The organism is Tahibacter aquaticus (genome assembly GCF_004363655.1).
Lineage (GTDB): Bacteria > Pseudomonadota > Gammaproteobacteria > Xanthomonadales > Rhodanobacteraceae > Tahibacter > Tahibacter aquaticus.
Window position 1 is genome coordinate 258,011 of the sequence record NZ_SNZH01000002.1, and the last position, 19,306, is coordinate 277,316.

Here is a 19,306-nt window from a genome sequence, read left to right on the forward strand (position 1 = left end):
GCCACTTGAGTGCCCCGCCTATGCCCCAACCTCGCCGCGATGGATACCTCTGCTGCCATTCCCCGCCGCGATACACCCCAGCTCAAGCGCGCCGGCCTGATCGCCCTGGCCCTGGTTGCCGTGCTCTGGCTGATCAAGCTGGTGGAAGACCTGGGGCGCCTGGACTTCAGCGATTTCGGCGTCTACCCGCACGAGTGGTTCGGTCTGCCCGGCGTGCTGACTGCTCCGCTGATCCACGGCTCGTTCGAACACCTGATCATGAACAGCCTGCCGCTGGCAGTGCTGCTGACCCTGGCCTTGTTCAACTATCCGCGCGGCTCGGTGCGCGCGCTGGCGCTGATCTGGATCGCCGGCGGCCTGGGTATCTGGCTGATCGGACGGCCGTCCTGGCATATCGGCGCCAGCGGCGTGACCCACGGCCTGATGTTCTATCTGTTCCTGCTCGGCCTGCTGCGGCGCGACCGCAATGCGACCGTGATCGCGATGATCGTGTTCTTTCTCTACGGCGGCATGGTGATGACCGTGCTGCCGCGGGAGATCGGCGTGTCCTGGGAAGCCCACCTGTGCGGTGCCCTGGCCGGCGCGGTGGCGGCCTTCCTCTGGCAGAAGCTCGATCCGCCGGCAGCGCTGCCCAAGCCCAGCTGGGAGCTGGAAGAAGAAGCTGCTGCCGCCGCTGCTGCGGCCGAGGCGGAAACCTTCGAAATGCCCCGGCCGAACCAGGTGCCGATACTCTGGCACCGGATGCCGGAGGAGCGCGGCACCATCCTGGAATTTCCGCGCCGGCGCCGCGAGGAAGAGCCGCCGACGCTGCATTGAGGCAGGCATGACGCCAGCAGACCAGCGGTGGATTCCCGCCCGGCGCTGCCGCGGCGTGCTGGCCGGCCTGGCGCTCGTCCTGCTCGGCGGTTGTGCTGCGCCGCCGCCGCCGCCGCCGCTGCCGCACAGTGCCTATGTCTGGCAGCGCCAATGGGACGACGCCCTGCGCGCGGCTCTGCGCGATTCGCGCGCCGATTTCGCTGGCCTGCGCGTACTGGCGCTGCAGCGCGACGCCCGCGGCAATTGGATCGAGACTGCGCCGGATCTCGCCGCGCTGCGTGCCGACGGCCGCGCCCTGGTATTGGTCGCACGCCTGGACGGCAGCGCGCCGGACTGGCCTGGCGTAGAACTGGCCGCGCGCCTGAACGCCTTGCTGCAGCGCTGGCACGAGGCTGGCCTTGCCGCGGCGGTGGAAATCGATCACGACTGTGCCAGCGCGCGCCTGGCCGGGTATGCGCAGCAGCTGACCGCGCTGCGGCGACAGTTGCCCGCGCAGACCCGGCTGTCGATCACGGCGCTGCCGGCCTGGACCGCTGCGAGCGATCTGCCGGCCCTGCTCGCTGCAGTCGACGAAAGCGTGCTGCAGGTGCATGCGGTGGCCAGTCCCGCTGCCGGCCTGTTCGATGCGGCCCAGGCATTGCGCTGGAGCCAGGCCTGGGCGCAGCGCAGCCGCAAGCCGTTCCTGCTCGCCTTGCCGGCCTACGGTGCGCGCCTGAAGCTGGCGGCGGACGGGGCGGTCGAAGCCGTGGAAAGCGAACAGAGCCTGCCGCGGCGCAGCGTGGGCGAACGCGAATTGAAGGTCGACCCGGCGGCGGTGGCCGGCTTGCTGCGCCAGCTGCAGACGCAGCGGCCGGCGCAGCTGGCCGGCGTCATCTGGTTCCGCCTGCCGCGCGCGGGCGATCGCCGTGCCTGGTCGCTGCCCACCTTGCAGGCAGTCATCCATGCGCAGCCGCTGCGGCCGCGACTGCGTCTGCAGCAGCAGGCCCAGGCGGACGGCGCGATCGATCTGGTGCTGGACAACGAAGGCAGCCTGGATGCACCGCTGCCGCGCTACTGGCGGGTACAGGGCGACTGTCCGGCCGGCGATGCCGCCAGCGGTTACGTGTTCGAGCGCGACGGCGCTGGCGCGGTGTTCCGCCTTGCCGATGCGGACGACCTGCGCGCCGGCGGCCGCCGCCCGCTGGGCTGGCTGCGCTGCCGTGGCGGGGCACCGGTGCTGACGCAGTCCGATTGAGGCGAGTGCGCTGAATCCGTACGGCCTAGGCCATCGGCAGTGCAGCGGTCTGCTTCACCGTGCGCAGCACGAAACTGGAATTCACGTCGGCCACCCCCGATTCGTTGAGCAGGCGGTCGAGCAGGAAGCGCGAGAAGTGATCCAGGTCTTCCACCACGACGTGCAGCAGATAGTCCATGTCGCCGGTCAGCGCATGGCAGGCCACGACCTCGGCCGATTCGCCCACGCGCCGCACGAAATGCGCGATCGACTGAGCGTCGTGCCGCGCCAGCTGCACGCGCACGAAGGCCTGCAGACCCAGGCCGACCGCGCGCGGGTCTACCCGCGCGGCATAGCCGCTGATGACGCCGTTGTGTTCCAGACGCTGCACCCGGCGCAGGCAGGCTGACGCAGACAGGCTGACCTGCTCGGCCAGCTCGCTATTGGTGATGCGGCCGTTGCATTGCAATACGTCGAGAATGTGACGATCGATGCGGTCGAGCTCGGTATCAGTCATAATATTGCGCAATATGTCGAAATTGTGGCCGTATATTGCGACAGACCAGTAATCTGGCGCAACAAAGCAAGCCTGTTGCGCGCTTTCGCCTCTAGACTGTAGGTCGCTGCGCGTCCTGCGCAGCTGTTCCGGAGAGCGCCATGCAGACTGCCGCCCAAAGAGTCGAACACCAGCTGACCGACAAGGGCTATGTGCCGGTCTATACCACTCGCGTGATCGAGCAACCCTGGGACGGCTACAGCGCCACCGACCACCAGACCTGGTCCACCCTGTTCCAGCGCCAGCGCGAGCTGCTGGTGGGGCGCGCGGCCAAGGAATTCGTCGAGAACCAGGAGCGCTTCGGCATGTCGGCCGACGCCATCCCGAAATTCAGCGATCTCAATCGCGTGCTGAAGGACAGCACCGGCTGGGAACTCATCGCCGTGGAAGGCCTGCTGCCCGAACTCACGTTCTTCGAACACCTGGCCGCGCGGCGCTTCCCGGTGACCTGGTGGATACGCAAGCCGGAACAACTGGACTATTTGTCCGAGCCCGATCTGTTCCACGACCTGTTCGGCCACGTACCGCTGCTGCTCAATCCAGTGTTCGCCGACTACATGCAGGCTTACGGCGCGGGCGGCGTGAAAGCCGCGGCGATCGCGCCCGAGGCGCTGGTCAATCTGACCCGGCTGTACTGGTATACGGTGGAATTCGGCCTGATCAACACGCCGGAAGGCCTGCGCATCTACGGCGCCGGCATCGTCAGCTCCAAGGGCGAGTCGATCTACAGCCTCGATTCCGCCGCGCCCAACCGCATCGGCTTCGACCTGGAACGCGTGATGTGCACGCGCTACCGCATCGACACCTACCAGAAGACCTATTTCGTCATCGACAGCTACGAGCAGCTGATGGAAGCGACGCGCCCCGATTTCACCCCGCTGTACGCGCGCCTGGCCGACCAGGCGTCGGTACCGGCCGGCAGCGTGCTCGACAGCGACACGGTATTCCAGCGCGGCAGCGGCGAGGGCTGGCTCAACGACGGCGACGTCTGAGCACGCTTTGCACGACTTCGCCGCCGACGTGGTTGCCGCCGGCGGCGAAGGCAAAATGAACGTTATCCACCAAGACGACTATTCCACCTCGAATGACTGCAAGGTCACCGGCGTGGAAACGTCGATCGTCACCGTCGCGGATTGCGGCGACACCAGTTCCACGCCGCCCTGCGGATTGGACAGCTGGACCGAGAAGCTTTCCGCCGGCTCGGTCACCAGGTCGGCGACGATAGGCACCAGGATGCTCTTGCTGCCGGATTCGCCGTCGTTCCAATGCAGCGTTCCGCTGGTCTGGGCGAAATCGCCGGGTGTGGTCGCGCCGCCGGGAATGACGGCGGTGCTGTAGTCGACGTCGATCGCGCCTTCGGCGGAATTGAAACGTTCCACGTTGATCACCGCATTGCCGGCGTTTTCCGCAATGGTGAACGCGACCGAGCCTGCCATCACGCGCACCGAACCGGGAATCGGTACGCGCACCGGTGCGGAAAACTCCGAGGTGTTATTGGCCGGGCCGGGTGCGCCGAGGCCCGGCGGGTTGGGTTCGCCGGCGCCGGGGCTGGTCGGCTTGAGGTCAGTCACGGTAGCGGTGATGAACTTGCCGCGCGTATCCATCGGCGTGGCCGGGCTCAGTGCCGCACTGCCGGAAGACAGGCCGGCCGCATTGGTGGCCGCAGTGGTTTCGCCGAGGAAGGTCTTGCCGCCGGAAGCGTTATCATCGTTGACGAAGAACTCGATGCGGTATTGGCCGTTCGGTGCCGACTGCAGGCTCCAGCCGGCGGAACTGCCGCCGCCGCCCGGCGTATAGCCGGCCGCGCCGAGCACGACGGTGTTCTGCTGCCATTGTGCATAGTTCACATTGCGGTCGCCGCCGTTGCTGTCGTCGGTCGGGTCGACGCCGTTGTCGACCACGTCCAGGTCGATGCCGAGACTGCCCGTCGGCACACCATAGATCGAGTTCTTGCGCAGCAGGTTGGACCAGGCAGCCGTACCGGTGAACTTCACGCCGTGGGAATCGTTGAAGGCGATGGCGTTCTTCTCGGCATCGTTGTCGCCGCCGATGCGCGTACCGCCCGACAGCACCCACAGGCCGATGCCGGCATTGCCCTGGTCGGCGCCGTCCAGCGGCGGCGGCAAGGTGCCGATGGCATTGCCACGCACGCGATTGCGCACCCCGCGCACGACCACGCCATGGCGGCCGTTGGCACCGACGATATTGCCTTCCACGGCGGTGGCGCCGCCGACTTCGTGGTCGCTGCCGGCGATATTGATGCCGTCGGCGGCGTTGCCGATGTCCACGGCACTGCCGTCGGGCGTGGACAGGCCGACGATATTGGCCCAGATACGCACATGGTCGGAATTGCCGCCGCTGACGACGATGCCGCCCTTGTCGTTGTTCGGATCGGTCGCCGCCACGCCGCTGCCGCCGCGGTTGTAGCCGACGATATTGCCCGGGCCTATCACCGCCGACAGCTGCACCGGATTGGGCACTGGATCGCCGGATACCGTGATGCGCGCGTCGGCGACGCGGATGCCCGACTGCGCATTGCCCAGGTCTGTCAGCGGATTGGTCGGCGCGAAACCGACGAAATTGCCTGCGACGAAGTTGGGGAACGGCACCTTGCCGGTGGAGATATTGATGCCGTCGGACAGCGGCGAGGCGCTGTTGCCAGCGACGCGATTGTCGATGCCGATGAAGTTCAGATAGGTTGACGCGGTGAGCAGAATGCCGTGGCTGGTGCTGTTCTGGCCGTTGGGCACGGCCGCCGTGCCGGTTGCGTTCAAGCCGATAATGTTATCGAAAATGACATTGGTAGCTGTGTACTGGCCGAAAATCTCGATGCCGTCGCCATCGTTGCCGGAAATCACGTTGGTGACGATGCCGTTGGGCGCCAGCGCCGGCGCGGCCGCGGCGATGAAGGTGAGGATGGCGGGCAGGTCGGCCAGTTCCTCGGGCAGCGGTATGCCCGACAGGTTCGGAATGGCACCGTCGGTGATGTCGGCGGAAATCGACACGCCGTCGCCGGAGTTGCCGTCGGCAGTGCTGCCGTTGGGCAGCAGGCCGATGTAGTTGTTGTAGACCACGTAGCCGTGGCCGTCGAGATTGACGCCGTTGCCCGAGCAGTTGTGGATGACGAAGTTTTCCACGCGCGAATTGTTCGCCTGCGGCACCAGCGGATTGGCCGCCTGGCCGCCGCCGCCGGGCGAGGAAAACGAGATGCAGCCATTCGTGTTGTTGCCGTCGATCTCGGCGCGGCCGTTGCCCGGCCGGGTGCCGTCGATGACGACGCGTTCCGACGCAGTCGGCAGGCTTTGTGTCAGCGTGACCTTGTTGCGGCCCATGGTGATGCGGTCGAAACCAGCCGTCGCATTGGCCTGCTGGATGGCGGCATGCAAGGTGCAGCCGCCGCCGGAAATGCCGCAGGCGTTGTCGGCCAGGTTGCTGTCGCCGGCCGAGCCGTCGGTGATCACGTTGAAAGTGGCGGCGCCCGCCGGCAGCGCGGTCAGGGCGAGCAGGGCGGAGGCAAGGCGAGTACAGGAAAAACCAGGCATGGTGACGCTCCCACAGGGCAGGGCGAAGCGGAAGCGGCGAGTCGCTTCCAGCCTGAAAAACGCGGGGCGGCCGAAAAAACGAACAGACAGGCGCTGTAGCCGCGCTGTCATGAACAAAGTACAGACTGCGGCACATGGCCAATCTCCTGCTTATCGCGCTGCTCTGCCTCGCTCTCGCCGGGTTTGCCTGTGCGGCGGCCTGGAGCAGCGGCGAGCCTACGCATGCGCGGCGCTGGGACGCGGCGTTTGCCCTGGTCGTTGGCCTGGCGGCGACGGAGCTGGTCCTGCTCGCTTCGCCGCTGGCTCTGCTGTTTCCGGTGGTAGCACTGCTCGGCCTGCCCCTGCCCATGCTGGTAGGGCCGTTCTGGTGGCGCAGCCGTCACGGCCGCCAGCTGTGGACCTGGCGGCGCTGGCTGCTGCAGCTGGTGCCGGGCACGGCCTTGCTGATATCGGGCCTGCTTACCTTCGGTGGTCCGGCCGCACTGAGCTGGAGCACCTCGCAGCTGCCGTCGGTGGCCCTGGTGATCGGCGCCGCCGTGTTGAACCTCGCCGCTGGCGCGGCCGGCAATCTACGCATCGGCGCGCGCCGCCTGCGTATGGGCTTGCGTTGAGCGCCTGACCCCTGCGTGGTGCCGCGCGGCGCAATTCGCTGCGCTCATCGCACCCTACGAAGGCGCGGCGTGCCGGTAGGGCGCGATGAGCGCAGCGAATTGCGCCGCAAGCCCGCGCTGCGTTCAGGCGCCGCGATTCTTGCCGCGCCAGGGGCGATAGAACGCGCGGATGCGCGCGATGTCGGCATCCTTGTCGCCGCTGAGTTCGAACACCGGGCCTATGCCGATGATCTTTTCCGGATAGTGGAAATACAGCGCCATCACGGGTATGCCGGCTTCGTGGGCAATCTGCCAGAATCCCGATTTCCACTTTGTCACCGTCTTGCGCGTGCCTTCCGGGGCGATGCCCAGCCATAGGCGTTCGCGTTCGGCGAAACGCTCCACCATTTGCTCGACCACGCCGTGCGAGGCACTGCGCTCGATCGGTATGCCGCCCATGCGCCGCAGCAGCCAGCCCAGCGGTCCGGCGAACAGTTCCTTCTTCGCCATGAACGAGGCGTCCAGGCCGACCGCAACCTTGAACATCAGGCCCCACACCCCGTCCCACCAGGACGAATGCGGCGCGGCGACGAAGACCAGCTTGGGCAGGTCGGGAAACTGGCCAGCCAGCTTCCAGCCGCAGGCGCGCAGCAGCCAGGCGAAAAACCGCCGGTACGTGTTCTGCCGCGACAACGGTATCTGCAGCGGCTGGCCTGCGCTGTCGGGCAGGTAAGGCGGCTTCACTCGTCTTTCCAGCTCTTGGAGCGGCCGGCCTTGTGTGCCGAGCGGGATTTCTTTTCCTGCAGCCGGCGTTCCTGCGAACCCTTGGTCGGCTTGGTCGCGATGCGCTTCTTCGCCACGACCGTGGCGGCGCGCACGACTTCGGCCAGGCGTTCGCGCGCGTCTTCGCGGTTGCGGCCCTGGTCGCGGAAACGGTTGGCGGAAATCACCAGTACGCCATCGGCGGTGATGCGGCGGTCGCGCCGCGCCAGCAGGCGTGTGCGCACAGCGTCGGGCAGGGAGGGCGAGTTGGCCACGTCGAAGCGCAATTCCACCGCGCTGGCGACCTTGTTGACGTTCTGCCCGCCCGGGCCGGACGAACGCACGAAGCTTTCGCTCAGTTCGTCGTCGTGGATATGAATCTGCGGCGTGACTTCGAGCATGGCCGGGTCAGTCGCGGAAATTTTCGTACTGCAGCGGCATCTCGATGTCGCTGTTGTGGCGCAGCGCGGCGATGGCCAGCTGCAGGTCGTCGCGTTTCTTGGCGGTGACGCGCAGCTGATCGCCCTGGATCTGTGCCTGCACCTTGAAGCTGCCGTCCTTGAGGAACTTGACGATCTGCTTGCCCAGGGGCTGGTCGATGCCTTGCTTGAGGGTGATTTTCTGCCGCGCCGAGGACAGGTTGGTTTCCGGATCTGCCGCGTCGGCGCAGCGGATGTCGATGCTGCGGGCGACCAGGCGCTGGAACAGGATTTCCTGCATCTGCTTGAGGCGGAATTCGGCGTCCGCCTTGAGCGTGACGACGCCGTCGGCCAGCTCGAAGCTGGCCTCGGCGCCGCGGAAGTCGAAGCGCTTGTCGAGTTCGCGGTTGGCCTGGTCGACGGCGTTGGCGACTTCGTGCTGGTCGAGCTTGGAGACGATATCGAAGGATGGCATGCGCCGGATTGTAGCCCGGCACACGGCCGCGGCGGCCAGCCTGCGGGGGGCAGCCGTGGCCCGTGCGACGGTTGCCAGGCACTTTCGTGCCTTGCGCCGGACCGGACCGGCCGCATTCCGCGACGGCTGCAGCGGCAGCCGTGGCGCTACACTTTGAGCAGAAATTCACGCCAGGACGCCGCATGCCGCCGGATCGCCGCCGCTGCTTCCGCTTTTTCCGCCGCGGCAGTTGCCTGGGCGTGCTGCTGGCCTTGTTGCCCGTAGCGCTGCCGGCGGCCGATCCTGCGGCGCTGCCACGGTTGCAGCCGGGCCAGCCGCAGGAACGGGTGTTGCAGGCGGGCCAGAGCCTGCAGCTGGTCCTGGATCTGCCGGCGGCGCAGGCGCTGCGCCTGCGCGTCGTCGAACAGGGTATCGACGTGGAGGCGCAACTGGTCGGTGCCACGCAGCGCTGGCGTGCCGAAGACGACGACATCCTGCGCTGGGGCGAACAGCGCTTCGCCCTGGCCCGCAACGAAACCGGCCTGCGCCTGGAACTGCGCGCACCGCGGCTGGGCTCGCCACCTGGCCGGGTGCAGCTGAGCCTGGAAGCCGTAGAGCTGGCCGACAGCGCGCGCAGCGCTGCCTTCGGCCTGGACCTGGGCGCGGCCGAAGTCGCCCAGCGCATGGCCGATGCGCAACGCCTGCGCGAACCGCAGACCGCCGTGCTGGTGCAGTCGCTGTGCCAGGCCCGCCGCGACAGCGGCGACAGCGCCGGCTATCTGCGCTGCAGCGGTATGCAGGAACGCATACTCGCGCGCCAGTCGCGCCGGCCCGAGGCGATTGCGGTGCTGGAACAGGCACTGCCGGTCTGGCGTGCCGCGGCCGATCCGCGTGGCCAGGCATCGGCCTTGAACAATCTGGGCATGAATCACTACTGGCTGGGCGACGGGCGTCTGGCCGCCAGGCCATTGCAGCAGGCGCTGGCGGCATTGGATGGGGTCGACGACGACCTGCTGCGCGCGGTGATCCAGAACAACCTCTGCCTTAGCGGTGCATTGCGCAACAGCCTGCAGCAGGCGCGCACCTGCTACGAACGAGCGCTGGCCCTGTCCGAGGCCAGCGGCGACCTGCAGCGCATCGCGACCGCGCAGAACAATCTCGGCGGTGCCTGGTTCCTGCTGGGCGACAGCGGCCTTGCCGCCGCGCATTTCGAGCGCGCCCTGGCCTTGCGCCGGCAGCTGGGCGACCTGCCCGGCAGCGGCGACGCGCGCTACAACCTGGCCCTGGTGCGTATTGCCCAGGGCCAGCTGGCCAATGCCCTGCAGGAGCTGGAACAGGCCAGCGTGGCCTACCGCAGCGGCAGCAACAGTGCCGGCGAGGCGCTGGCGCTGCGCAGTCGCGGCTACGTGCAGCTGCTGCTGGGAGAACCCGCACTGGCGGTCGACCTGATGCAGCAGGCGCTGGTTCTGCAGCGCGGCGGTGGCCGCCGCGACGCCGTGGTGGCGACCCTGGCGCGCCTGGCCGAAGCACAGCTGGCGCAGGGCGATACCGTGGAGGCGCGCGCTTCTGCCGACGAGGCCGTCGCGGCGGCGGCGGTCGATGCCAGCCCGCTGCTGCAGGCCGACACCAGCCTGCGTGCGGCGCGCATCTATCGCCGCGGCGGCGACCTGCCTGCTGCGGCAAACCTGGCCGAACAGGCGCTGGCCGCGGCCGCGCCGCTGAAACAAAGTGCATTGGCCGACAGCGCCCGGGTAGAGCTGGCCCAGCTCGCGCTGTTGCAAGGCCAGCCGGCGCAGGCCCGCACGCTGGCCGCGGCCGCGCTGAAAAGCCGGCGCCTGGCGGTATTGCCGCAACTGGACGCGTATACCGTCATTGCCGCGGCGCTGCGTGCCGAAGGCCAGCCGGCGGCGGCCGAAGCAGCCTACCGCCGCGCCATCGCCGCGACCGAGCAGGCCGCCACCACGCTGTACGACCCGGAGCTGCGGGCGAGTTTCTTCGCAGTCCAGCGTGAAGCACAGGAGGGCCTGATCGCGCTGTTGCTGGAGGCCCGCGACAGCCAGGGCGGTGCCGCGCGCGCCGCCGAAGCGCTGGTCTTGAGCGAAGACTTTCGCGCGCGCAGCCTGCGCGACAGTCTCGATACAGCGGGCAGCAACCTGTCGTCTGCGGCCGTGGCCGAACGCGAGCCGCTGCTGACCCAGCTGGCCGCGCTGGCGCTGGCGCGCTGGAAGCTCAGCGAGGCGCGCAGCAGCGACCGCGATGCCCTGCGCCAGCTCGACCGCGAGATCCGCGCTGCGGGCGCGGCCTTGCGCCAGCTCGACGACCGCCTGCGGCACGGCGCCTTGCCGCGGCCACAGCGCGCGCAATTGCGCATCGCCGATCTGCAACAAGCCTTGCCGGCCGATACCACGCTGCTGGTGTATCGCCAGCAAGCCCAGGGCAGCCATGCCTGGGTCGTGCAGCGCGATGCACTGCATTCGCAGCCCCTGGCCGAAGCCGCCGTCATTGCCGCGGCGGTGCGCGAGGTACGCGCCAGCCTGGCCGCCGGCGACGGTGCCAGCGGCGGCCAGCCGCCGCGCTGGCAGGCGGCGCTGGCACAGGCGTGTGCCCTGGTCTGGCAACCCCTGGCTGCCCGCATCGTCACGCCGCGCGTGCTGATCGTTGCCGATGGCGAACTCGAAGCTCTGCCGTTCGCCGCCTTGCGCTGCGGCGACCAGCCCGGCTATCTGGTGCAGCGGCACGAGCTGAGCCGCCTGCCGGCCGCCTGGCTGTTGCTGCGGCCAGCCGCGGCAGGGCTGCGTGCCGACTACAGCGCGCTGCTGGTCGGCGATCCGGTGTATAGCCGCGACGATGCGCGCCTGGGCGGCCTGGCCCCTGCGGCGGAATCTGCCACGCCGGCCTTGCGCAACGACGACAGGCGCCTGTACGGCAGTGCGCAGGAACTGCAGCGGATCGAGCAGCGCCTGGGCGCACAGCACAGCACGCTGCTGCTGGGCTTGTCGGCCCGCCTGGATAATGTAGAAAAGGTTTCTTTAAACTCTTTTGATATTGTGCATTTTACGACACACGGCGTGGACGGCGGCAGCAGCTTTGGCGGTTCCGGCCTGGTGCTGTCGCTGTTCGATGCCCGCGGCACGGCGATAGACGGATTCCTGTCGACCCGGCGCATCGGCGCCCAGCGCCTGCGCGCCAGCCTGGTCGTGCTGGCCGCCTGCGACAGCGCGAACGGGCGTGCGATCGCCGGCGAGGGCACGCTCGGCGTCGCCTATGCGTTCCTGCAGGCCGGCGCACGCCATGTAGTGGCCACGCTGTGGCCGGTGCAGGACGGCGTGATGCCCGAACTCATGGACGCGTTCTATGCCGATCCGCAGGCTGCCGCGTTGCGCCCGGCGCAAGCCCTGCGGCGCAGCCAGTTGCAGATGCTGCAAACCTATCCGCAGGCAAGCCCGGCGCTATGGGCGGGGCTGGCCGTGTGGGGCTGGTGACGCCGCTGCGCTGAGACTTTATCCGCCGCGCAGGCACTGAGTAGGTTGCGGGCATGTGGCCCGCCCAGTGCCCTGTCCCCTGCCTGCAGCACGCCCGGTGCGGCGGATTTCCCCGCCACCCGGTGCGACCAGACTTCGCAACGGACGTATCGCAACACGCGCTTCCCTCGCGCGCAGTCAGCGGACAGGACACTGGCAACCCACTGCAATGGAAGGGGCCATGGCACTTACTGCATTCGAATCCAACAACTACGTCGTCAATCACGCGATCGACTTTCCCGACATCGTCTGCGTCCTCGAGGGCGACACCATGGTGGTCGAGCTGGATCTGCATCCGGTCACCAGCCAGAAAATTCTCAAGAAACTCGCGCTGACTTCCCCCAATGCCGCGTACGTATCGGCCTGGAAGAACGCGACGAATGTGGCCTACAGCCCGGTCTACGACCAGATCACCGGCCTGCTGTACGCGCCCGGCCCGCTGGAAAACAACGTACAGACCTATATCCAGCGGCATTTCTGCATGAGCCTGCAGGGCACGCCGGGCGAGCGCAGCCATCATCTGCACGTGTATGTCGGCGCGTCGGTCAGCGGCGGCGGCGGCGATCCGGACGACGGCAGCTGGACCGGCGATACGCCGTAAGCCCTGACGGTACCGCCGCAGTCCGCGGGCTGCGGCGGCATCCGGCCGGCAAGGTCGCCGGCAGTTTCCGCATCGCGTGTCGGGGGGCTCGCATGCCGCAATCTCGTGCCGTCGATCCTGGCCGCCTGCTGGTACTGCTGCTGTCGCTGGTGTGGCTGCTGGCGCGGCTGCCGGTTGGCTACGAGGCCGCAGTCGTCGTGCCGCCGCGCGGGGTACCGGCGCTGGCGGCGCATCACTCGACCGCGACGGTCGCGGCCTTGCCCTGCACGCAGAGCGAGCCGCCCGAGGCCGGCTACGAGGACGAGCCCGGCGTGGATTCCGCCGACTCCAGCGATGAGCCGGCCGCTGCGGCGCCGGTCGTCCCGGCCAACCGCATCGGCAGCGATCCGCTGCATACCTACAACGAGAATCTCTGGCGGGCGATCCATGTGCCGCAGCGTGCGCCGCGCGTGCATGTGGCCATTCTCGACGGACCGGTGCGTGACGATCATCCCGACCTGCCGCCTGTGGTGCATATCGCGCCGCGCGAGCGCCCGGCCGACGGCAGCTGCGGCGGCGAGGACTGCTGTCCGCGCGCGCTGCCGGCAGCCGCGAGCTGGCATGCGACGCGCGTGGCCGGCCTGATCGCAGCCGTGCGCGAGAACGGCATCGGCCTGGCCGGGCTGGCCGAGGTCGGCGAGCTGGTCTCCATCGACACGCGCATCGACGGTGCCGGCGGCGACTTGCGCCTGGCGGCGGCGCTGCACTGTGCCATCGCCTATCGCGGCGCCGACGGAGCGCCGCTGCGCGTAGTCAACATGAGCCTGGGCACCCAGGTGCCGCCGCGCAGCAATGCCTTGCGCGAAGCCCTGCAGGCGGCCAGCGATGCCGGACTGCTGCTGGTCGCCAGCGCCGGCAACAGCGGCGCCGACATCGCGCGCCTGCCGCGCTGGCCGGCCTCGTTCAACGCCGAGGCCATGCTCACGGTCGAGGCGCGCCGCTACGACGGTGCGTTGTCCAAAAATTCCAATAGTGGCTTCGGCACGGTCGACATCGGTGCGCCGGCGCCCGAGCGCGACGAAGGTCCGCCCGTATGCAGTACCAGCGTGGCGAGCGCGCATGCGGGCAGCGCCGGCTGCGCCGGCGACTACGCCCATTTCGACCGCACTTCCGCGGCGGCGGCCATCGTCTCCGGCGCGGCGGCGCTGGTCTGGCGCGATCCGCGCTATGCCGACTGCAGCGCCGTGCAGTTGCGTCAGGTATTGCTGCAGACGGGGCGTTACTGCCGCTACGGCACCGACCCCGGCCAAGCGCCGGTCTGTATGCTGGATCTGGCTTTCCTTGGCGATCCGCTCAGCCCGGCGGCCGGCTTATGTTCCCGGCGTGCTAGCGACTGAAACCGCATCCAGCGCGGCCTGCCAGCCAAACGCCGCGACGATGCGCTGCCAGCTCGCATCCAGCGGCGCTTCTATCCACAGCGGCTGCAGCGTGAGCGGATGGGCAAAGCCCAGGCGCCAGGCATGCAGCAGCAGCCGGTGCATGGACCAGTGGATGCGGAACAGGCGGTTGTGATCGCCGCGGCCGTGCGTGGTGTCGCCGACCAGGTGATGCGAGGCATGGGCGAAATGGCGGCGGATCTGCTGATAGCGGCCGGTTTCCGGTTCCACCTGCAGCAAGGCATAGCGCTGCTGTTCGTAGCGGCCCATGGCGATGGCGATCTCGGTCGTGGCCAGCCGCTGCCAATGCGTGCGTGCCTCTTTCGCCGGCCCCTTCAGGCTGGCGCCGCTGAGCGGATGATCGATGCTGCCGCTTTCCTCGGGCCAGCCGCGCACCACCGCCAAGTAATGCTTGTGCACGCGCCGTTCCATCAGTTGCCGGCCCAGGTCGGCGGCGATCTCGCGCGAGCGCGCGACCAGCAGCACGCCACTGGTGGCGCGGTCGAGTCTATGCGCCAGGTACAGCGGGCCTTCCACCTGGGCGCGCAGGCGGTCGATCACGTAGTCGTCGTCGGCGCCGACCAGGTTGCTGCGGTGCACGGCGATGCCGGCGGGCTTGTCCACCACGACCAGCGCATCGTCCTGGTACAGCAGCGGCAGTGGCGCCGCGCTCATCGCGCCGGGCCCAGGCCCATCTCGCCCAGCAGCACCGGTGCCGGGTATACCTTTTCCATCAGCCAGCGCATATAGCGCATGTCGACATGTACGGCACGCTTGTAGCGTGGGTCGAACCACCAGCTGGCGCTGACCGATTCCCAGTTGCTGTCGAAGTTCAGGCCGATCAGTTCGCCGCGCGCGTTGAGTACGGGCGAGCCGGAATTGCCACCGGTGGTGTCCAGGTTGGTGAGGAAATTCACCGTCTGCGTGTTCAGCGCCGGGTCGCGCGTGTCGCCGAAATCGCCGCGCGCAATGGCCGCCAGCAGTGGCTCGGGTGCGTTGAACGGTTCCTTGCCAGTATGTTTTTCCACAATGCCGGCGACCGTGGTTACCGGTTCGTAGACCACGCCGTCGCGGGGACTGAAGCCGGCGACGCGGCCGTAGGAAACGCGCAAGGTGGCGTTGGCATCGGGGAACAGCGGCCGCTGCTGGCTGCGATACCAGCGCTTGAGCGCGGACATGTAGGCCGGGCGCAGGCGCATCAGCTCGCCCTCGCGCTGCTTGCGCTCCTGCTCCAGCCGCAGCAATGCCGGCTGCAGCGTGGCCGCCAGCGCCAGCAAGGCGTCGTCGGATGCACGTACTGCCGCGGGCTCGGCCTTGAGCTGTTCCAGACGGAAGTTTTCGTCGCCCAGGCGCGTAGCGCCGTACAGGCGTTCCAGCGCCGCCTTGGCGCTGGCTTCGTCGCTGCCGAATGCGGTATCGAAGGCAGCCACGTGCTGCGCCGGTGGCAGCGCGCGATAGCGGCGCAGCAATTCCAGCAGCAAGGCCTGTTCCATGCCGCTGGCATAGCGCCGTTGCACCTGGCGCAACTGCGCCTCGATCAGGTTCTCGTCGCGGCGCTGGTAGCCGGCTTCGCGCCGGGCATCGGGCTTGCCGCGTTCCAGCGCCAGGCGCTGCAGGGTGATCGACGCGCGCAGCAGCTGGGTCTGCGACTGGATCAGGCCCAGTACCAGGTCACGCTCGCGCGTGGCGCTGGCCGCGTTCAGCAGCGCCTGCACCTGCTCGATGCGGCGCAGGGTTTCGGCACTGGAAAGGCAGTCCTGGCCTTTTGCGCAATCGGGATTTTTACCTTCCTGCTGCAGCCATTGCAGCATGGCGGCTTCGTTGTCGGCGCGCTTGCGCTGCGCGTCGCTGCGCAAGAGGCCGCTGCGTTCGCCGCTGAAACGCTTGCTGCTGTTTTTCAGGCTGGCCAGCTGGCTGGCGTATTTCACGGCTGCATCGGCATCTTTGCCGCCTTCGCGTTCGACGATGGCGATCAGTGCGTCCAGCGCATCGACGCTGGCGCCCAGGCCCCAGCCGATGCGCTCGGCGAATTCCTGCGCCAGGCGATGCCGGTAGGTGATGCCCGGATAGCCGGCCAGCATGGCGAAATCGCCGGTCCTGGGGCCGTCGCGGGCAATCTGCAGATGCGCCGGCGCCGCGTAGGGCTTGTTGGCCGGATCGTAGTCGGCCGGCTGGCCGTCGGCGCCGACATAGGCGCGCAGCAGGGTGAAATCGCCGCTATGCCGCGGCCACATGAAATTGTCGATTTCGTCGCCGTATTTGCCGATCGCGCCGGGCGGCGCGTAGACCAGGCGCACATCGCGCAATTCCAGTTGCTGGATGCGATAGAACGCGCTGCCGTAGTCCATGCTCGCCACGCTGCAGCGGCGGCCGCGCAGGGCTTCGCATTCGGCCACGATGGCCTTGCTGGCCGCGTCGATCGCATCGAAATAGTCCAGGCCTTTCTTGCCGGCGGCGGCCTTGAGCACGCGCTCGGTCACTGCATCGAAGCGCTCGGTCACCAGCACGCGGAAATCCGGGCTGCCGCGCAATTCCTGCGCCTGGCTGTCGGCGACGAAACCCTGTTCCAGCAGGTTGCGCTCGGGCTTGCTGTTGTACTGGATGACGCCGTAGGCGACATGGTGGTTGGTGATCAGCAGCCCCTGGCCGGAGACGAAGGCACCGGTACCGCCACCGGACTTGACCACCGCATTCAGCGGCGCCGCGGTCAGGTCGGCCAGGGCGGCCGGATCGCCGCTGAAACCGGCGGCGCGCAGCTGCGGCGCGAGTTCCGGCAGCTGGTTGGCCATCCACATGCCTTCGTCCGCCAGGGCGGGCAAGGCCAGGCTGAGGCTGAGCGCAAGGACTAGGCGGCGAATGCACGGCATGCAGGTTTTCCGGTGGACAAAACGGCGCACACAATAGCAATGCCACCGCGTTCGCCGGTAGTGCGGTTCGGCCTGCAGTGGCGAAATTCCCGCCGGTATTTCAGACCCGCGTGACCACCAGCGGCGCGCCACGGGTAACGATCAGCGTGTGTTCGTACTGCGCGGCCAGGTTGCCGTGCGCGGCGCACAGGGTCCAGCCGTCGGCGGCTTCTTCCACAAAGGTACTGCGCGTGGACAGGAACGGTTCGATGGTGATGACCATGCCCTCGCTCAGCACGCGCCGGTCGCTGGCGTCGTAATAGCCGGGAATATGCTCGGGTTCCTCGTGCAGGGCGCGGCCGACGCCATGGCTGCCGAGGTTTTCGATGATGCGCAGGCGGTGCCGCCGCGCCACCTGCTCAATCGCACGGCCGATGCGGTTCAGCGGCGCGCCGGCGCGAGCCTGCTGCAGCGCTGCGTCCAGCGCCTGGCGCGTGGCATGGCACAGGTTCAATTTCTGCGCCGTCGCCGGCGGCACGCAACGGCTGCCGCCGGTATCGGCGAAATAGCCATCCAGCTCGGCCGATACGTCGACATTGACCAGGTCGCCTGCGCAGATCGCGCGTGCGCCGGGAATGCCGTGGGCCACTTCCTCGTTGATGCTGATGCAGGTCGTGCCGGGAAAGCCGTAGGTCAGGGCGGGTGCGGGACGCGCGCCCTGTGCCGCCAGCAGCTTCGCGCCGATGGCATCCAGCTCGGCCGTGGTCATGCCCGGCTGCATCGCCGACAGCATGTGCTCCAGCACCTGCGCCACCACGCGGCCTATGCGTTGCAGACCTTCGATATCGGATTGATTCTGGATGGTCACGCGAGCCGCTCCTGTGTGCAGCGGCGCAGTCTATGGTCTGCTGGAGCGGTATCGCAGGCTATTGATCGTGCGGACAATTGTGTCATGTCCACGGCCGCCGCCAAAACTGCGGCGGCCGTGTTGCGCCGAGCAGTCTGCTCAGAAAACGGTCTGGTTCCACTCCGGCACAGCCTGCGGATCGAACTTCTGCGCCGCATCGGCCGCATTGCACGGCCATAGCACCAGCGGCGCGCCGTCGGCAGGATCGGCATTCAGCAAATCCATGCAGAAACGCCAGTCGCCGTGTCGGTTGGCGAAGCGGCCGTCGGGCGTTACGGCCCAGCGCTCCGACTCGCCGCCGTCGCAGCCCCAGATATGCAGCTTGGCGCCCTGCTTGCCTTTGCCGCCGTCGATGTCGGCGCAGTAGCGGTTATCGCCCTTGGGCCGCAGCTGGCCTTCGGCGGTGTAGACGAACTGCTGGTTCGCGGCGCTGGCATTGCAGGTGTACTGAATCAGCGCCGTGCCGTTCTTGTAGCTGGCACCCTTCACGTCGACGCATTTGCCGCCGCCGGCCGTCGGCGTGTGCAGCTGGAAATAGCCGGGCAGGCTGCGCCGGCGCGCCACCAGCGGAATGCTGCTGAGCCAGCTCGGCTGGAATACGCTGTTGTCGCTCAGGCCTTGCGTGACGTCCCAGCCGATCGCGCTGGCGCCGTGGGCGACGGCGATGTAACTGGACGGATAGCTGGCGGAATCACTGGCCGCTTCCGGCGTCTTGGCGAAATCGCCGGCGGTGCTCCACTGGTGAATCAGCTGGCGGTATTCAGCCGAGCGGTTGAGCACCAGCTGATCATGCTTGCCGCCCTTCATGTTGGCGCAGAAAAAGAACGCCGAGTCGGTAGCGCCGATGCTGTCGATCGCGCCGGAAATCTCGTCCGGATCGCTGCTGTCCACATCGGGACAAAGGAAAGAAACCGGGCCGGCCGGGTTTTGCCCGTTCAGAATCTTGCGCGCCGAATTCATGCGTGCATTCACGTCGCCCAGATGGCCGCCGGTGAACACGACGATGATCTTGCCCTTGAGCGTGGCCAGGGTAGGCCAGCCGGTCGCTTTGAGGCCGGTGCGGTTCGGATTGGCGCCCAGCGTGGCGAGCAGGTCGCGGTAGGTGAACAGGCGATTGCCGAGGTATTTGCGGACAAAGTCGTCGAGCGTGGCCACTTCGTCGGATTTCCAGGCACTGGCCGGATCCCAGCTGGCCTTCATGTCGACGAATACCAGGATGGGCACGCTGACGTTGGCCGTGTTGCGGTCCAGCCAGCCCACGACGTCATCGAGACAGTTGCCGAGGCGGTCGTCGCTGGCGGCGCTGCAATTGGCATTGCCGGGACTGGCGCCGTGGCTGACATACGGGCCTTTCGCCTCTTTCTCCCAGTCGCCGCGGTCGATCACGTCCAGCTCGACCGTGCGATAGCCCGCGTCCAGCCAGTTGGTCAGCTTGCTGCTGTGCTGGTAGGTGTTGTGCGGCTGGGCGTAGTAGACCTGGTCGAGGCGGTCGCCGGCCTGCGCCGCTTCGGCTACCAGCGGCAGGCGCGCCTGGGCGTTGGCGCAGAGCAGTGTGGCAGCCGCCACCAGCAGCGTGTTGAAAGTTCTACACGATAAAGTCAGGGACATGACGAGCACCTGTGCGAAGTCGGCAACTGGACAATGGCCGGCAACGACAAAGGCTA

The 19,306-nt window shown here is 67.9% G+C and carries 16 protein-coding genes; 7 read left to right on the forward strand and 9 right to left on the reverse strand.

What is annotated here, in order from left to right:
• Positions 1 to 39 precede the first annotated feature (39 nt).
• Positions 40 to 816, forward strand: a complete 777-nt coding sequence (locus tag DFR29_RS03960; RefSeq protein ID WP_133817268.1) for a rhomboid family intramembrane serine protease — start codon at positions 40 to 42, stop codon at positions 814 to 816.
• Positions 817 to 823: 7 nt separating this feature from the next.
• A complete protein-coding gene (locus DFR29_RS03965) occupies positions 824 to 2,050 on the forward strand; it encodes a DUF3142 domain-containing protein (protein ID WP_133817269.1) in 1,227 nt (408 codons plus the stop codon).
• Between the two features lie 25 nt (positions 2,051 to 2,075).
• Here DFR29_RS03965 and DFR29_RS03970 read toward each other — a convergent pair whose 3' ends face one another.
• Positions 2,076 to 2,546, reverse strand: coding sequence for an Lrp/AsnC family transcriptional regulator (locus DFR29_RS03970; RefSeq protein ID WP_133817270.1), 471 nt, complete (start codon positions 2,544 to 2,546; stop codon positions 2,076 to 2,078).
• Between the two features lie 140 nt (positions 2,547 to 2,686).
• Between DFR29_RS03970 and phhA the strand changes: the two genes are divergently transcribed.
• Positions 2,687 to 3,577 carry a phenylalanine 4-monooxygenase gene (gene phhA, locus DFR29_RS03975; RefSeq protein ID WP_133817271.1) on the forward strand — a complete coding sequence of 297 codons (891 nt, stop codon included), beginning with the start codon at positions 2,687 to 2,689 and terminating at the stop codon, positions 3,575 to 3,577.
• 78 nt (positions 3,578 to 3,655) lie between these two features.
• Here the strand turns inward: phhA and DFR29_RS03980 are convergent, their stop codons facing one another.
• A complete protein-coding gene (locus DFR29_RS03980; protein WP_133817272.1) occupies positions 3,656 to 6,127 on the reverse strand; it encodes a Calx-beta domain-containing protein in 2,472 nt (823 codons plus the stop codon).
• Between the two features lie 134 nt (positions 6,128 to 6,261).
• On the opposite strand from DFR29_RS03980, the gene DFR29_RS03985 reads away from it, so the two are divergent.
• On the forward strand, positions 6,262 to 6,738 hold the full coding sequence (locus DFR29_RS03985; RefSeq protein WP_133817273.1) for a hypothetical protein: 477 nt from the start codon (positions 6,262 to 6,264) through the stop codon (positions 6,736 to 6,738).
• 123 nt (positions 6,739 to 6,861) lie between these two features.
• Here the strand turns inward: DFR29_RS03985 and DFR29_RS03990 are convergent, their stop codons facing one another.
• The 3 genes from DFR29_RS03990 to DFR29_RS04000 are packed head-to-tail and all read right to left on the reverse strand — an operon-like array spanning position 6,862 to position 8,373.
• Positions 6,862 to 7,461 carry a lysophospholipid acyltransferase family protein gene (locus DFR29_RS03990; protein ID WP_425598819.1) on the reverse strand — a complete coding sequence of 200 codons (600 nt, stop codon included), beginning with the start codon at positions 7,459 to 7,461 and terminating at the stop codon, positions 6,862 to 6,864.
• Positions 7,458 to 7,880: an alternative ribosome rescue aminoacyl-tRNA hydrolase ArfB gene (gene arfB / locus DFR29_RS03995; protein WP_133817274.1), complete on the reverse strand. Its 423-nt coding sequence runs from the start codon at positions 7,878 to 7,880 to the stop codon at positions 7,458 to 7,460. Before arfB ends, DFR29_RS03990 begins: the two co-directional genes overlap by 4 nt.
• A gap of 7 nt (positions 7,881 to 7,887) precedes the next feature.
• Entirely contained in the window at positions 7,888 to 8,373 is a 486-nt protein-coding gene (locus DFR29_RS04000; RefSeq protein WP_133817275.1) for a YajQ family cyclic di-GMP-binding protein, read from the reverse strand.
• A gap of 182 nt (positions 8,374 to 8,555) precedes the next feature.
• Here DFR29_RS04000 and DFR29_RS04005 point away from each other — a divergent pair, with 182 nt between their 5' ends.
• The 3 genes from DFR29_RS04005 to DFR29_RS04015 all read left to right on the forward strand — a co-directional run bounded on the left by DFR29_RS04005 (position 8,556) and on the right by DFR29_RS04015 (position 13,850).
• Positions 8,556 to 11,834, forward strand: a complete 3,279-nt coding sequence (locus DFR29_RS04005) for a CHAT domain-containing tetratricopeptide repeat protein (RefSeq protein ID WP_133817276.1) — start codon at positions 8,556 to 8,558, stop codon at positions 11,832 to 11,834.
• A gap of 220 nt (positions 11,835 to 12,054) precedes the next feature.
• Positions 12,055 to 12,474 (forward strand): hypothetical protein, encoded by a 420-nt coding sequence (locus DFR29_RS04010; RefSeq protein ID WP_133817277.1) that lies wholly within the window; start codon positions 12,055 to 12,057, stop codon positions 12,472 to 12,474.
• Positions 12,475 to 12,566: 92 nt separating this feature from the next.
• Complete coding sequence (locus DFR29_RS04015) at positions 12,567 to 13,850, forward strand: S8 family serine peptidase (RefSeq protein ID WP_133817278.1); 1,284 nt, start codon at positions 12,567 to 12,569, stop codon at positions 13,848 to 13,850.
• Here the strand turns inward: DFR29_RS04015 and DFR29_RS04020 are convergent.
• The 4 genes from DFR29_RS04020 to DFR29_RS04035 form a co-directional block, all read right to left on the reverse strand.
• Positions 13,824 to 14,564, reverse strand: coding sequence for a pseudouridine synthase (locus tag DFR29_RS04020; protein ID WP_133817279.1), 741 nt, complete (start codon positions 14,562 to 14,564; stop codon positions 13,824 to 13,826). The genes DFR29_RS04015 and DFR29_RS04020 overlap by 27 nt on opposite strands.
• Positions 14,561 to 16,756, reverse strand: a complete 2,196-nt coding sequence (locus DFR29_RS04025) for a S46 family peptidase (protein WP_243745953.1) — start codon at positions 16,754 to 16,756, stop codon at positions 14,561 to 14,563. Before DFR29_RS04025 ends, DFR29_RS04020 begins: the two co-directional genes overlap by 4 nt.
• Positions 16,757 to 16,856: 100 nt before the next feature.
• Positions 16,857 to 17,603 (reverse strand): type I methionyl aminopeptidase, encoded by a 747-nt coding sequence (map, locus tag DFR29_RS04030; protein WP_133817280.1) that lies wholly within the window; start codon positions 17,601 to 17,603, stop codon positions 16,857 to 16,859.
• Between the two features lie 138 nt (positions 17,604 to 17,741).
• Positions 17,742 to 19,250: a ricin-type beta-trefoil lectin domain protein gene (locus tag DFR29_RS04035; RefSeq protein WP_133817281.1), complete on the reverse strand. Its 1,509-nt coding sequence runs from the start codon at positions 19,248 to 19,250 to the stop codon at positions 17,742 to 17,744.
• Positions 19,251 to 19,306 lie beyond the last annotated feature (56 nt).

Bases quoted from the DNA above. Each gene is read 5' to 3' on its own strand.
- DFR29_RS03960 (WP_133817268.1), top strand. From the start codon at position 40: ATGGATACCTCTGCTGCCATTCCCCGCCGCGATACACCCCAGCTCAAG.
- DFR29_RS03965 (WP_133817269.1), top strand. From the start codon at position 824: ATGACGCCAGCAGACCAGCGGTGGATTCCCGCCCGGCGCTGCCGCGGC.
- DFR29_RS03970 (WP_133817270.1), bottom strand. From the start codon at position 2,546: ATGACTGATACCGAGCTCGACCGCATCGATCGTCACATTCTCGACGTA.
- phhA (WP_133817271.1), top strand. From the start codon at position 2,687: ATGCAGACTGCCGCCCAAAGAGTCGAACACCAGCTGACCGACAAGGGC.
- DFR29_RS03980 (WP_133817272.1), bottom strand. From the start codon at position 6,127: ATGCCTGGTTTTTCCTGTACTCGCCTTGCCTCCGCCCTGCTCGCCCTG.
- DFR29_RS03985 (WP_133817273.1), top strand. From the start codon at position 6,262: ATGGCCAATCTCCTGCTTATCGCGCTGCTCTGCCTCGCTCTCGCCGGG.
- arfB (WP_133817274.1), bottom strand. From the start codon at position 7,880: ATGCTCGAAGTCACGCCGCAGATTCATATCCACGACGACGAACTGAGC.
- DFR29_RS04000 (WP_133817275.1), bottom strand. From the start codon at position 8,373: ATGCCATCCTTCGATATCGTCTCCAAGCTCGACCAGCACGAAGTCGCC.
- DFR29_RS04005 (WP_133817276.1), top strand. From the start codon at position 8,556: ATGCCGCCGGATCGCCGCCGCTGCTTCCGCTTTTTCCGCCGCGGCAGT.
- DFR29_RS04010 (WP_133817277.1), top strand. From the start codon at position 12,055: ATGGCACTTACTGCATTCGAATCCAACAACTACGTCGTCAATCACGCG.
- DFR29_RS04015 (WP_133817278.1), top strand. From the start codon at position 12,567: ATGCCGCAATCTCGTGCCGTCGATCCTGGCCGCCTGCTGGTACTGCTG.
- DFR29_RS04020 (WP_133817279.1), bottom strand. From the start codon at position 14,564: ATGAGCGCGGCGCCACTGCCGCTGCTGTACCAGGACGATGCGCTGGTC.
- DFR29_RS04025 (WP_243745953.1), bottom strand. From the start codon at position 16,756: ATGCCGTGCATTCGCCGCCTAGTCCTTGCGCTCAGCCTCAGCCTGGCC.
- DFR29_RS04035 (WP_133817281.1), bottom strand. From the start codon at position 19,250: ATGTCCCTGACTTTATCGTGTAGAACTTTCAACACGCTGCTGGTGGCG.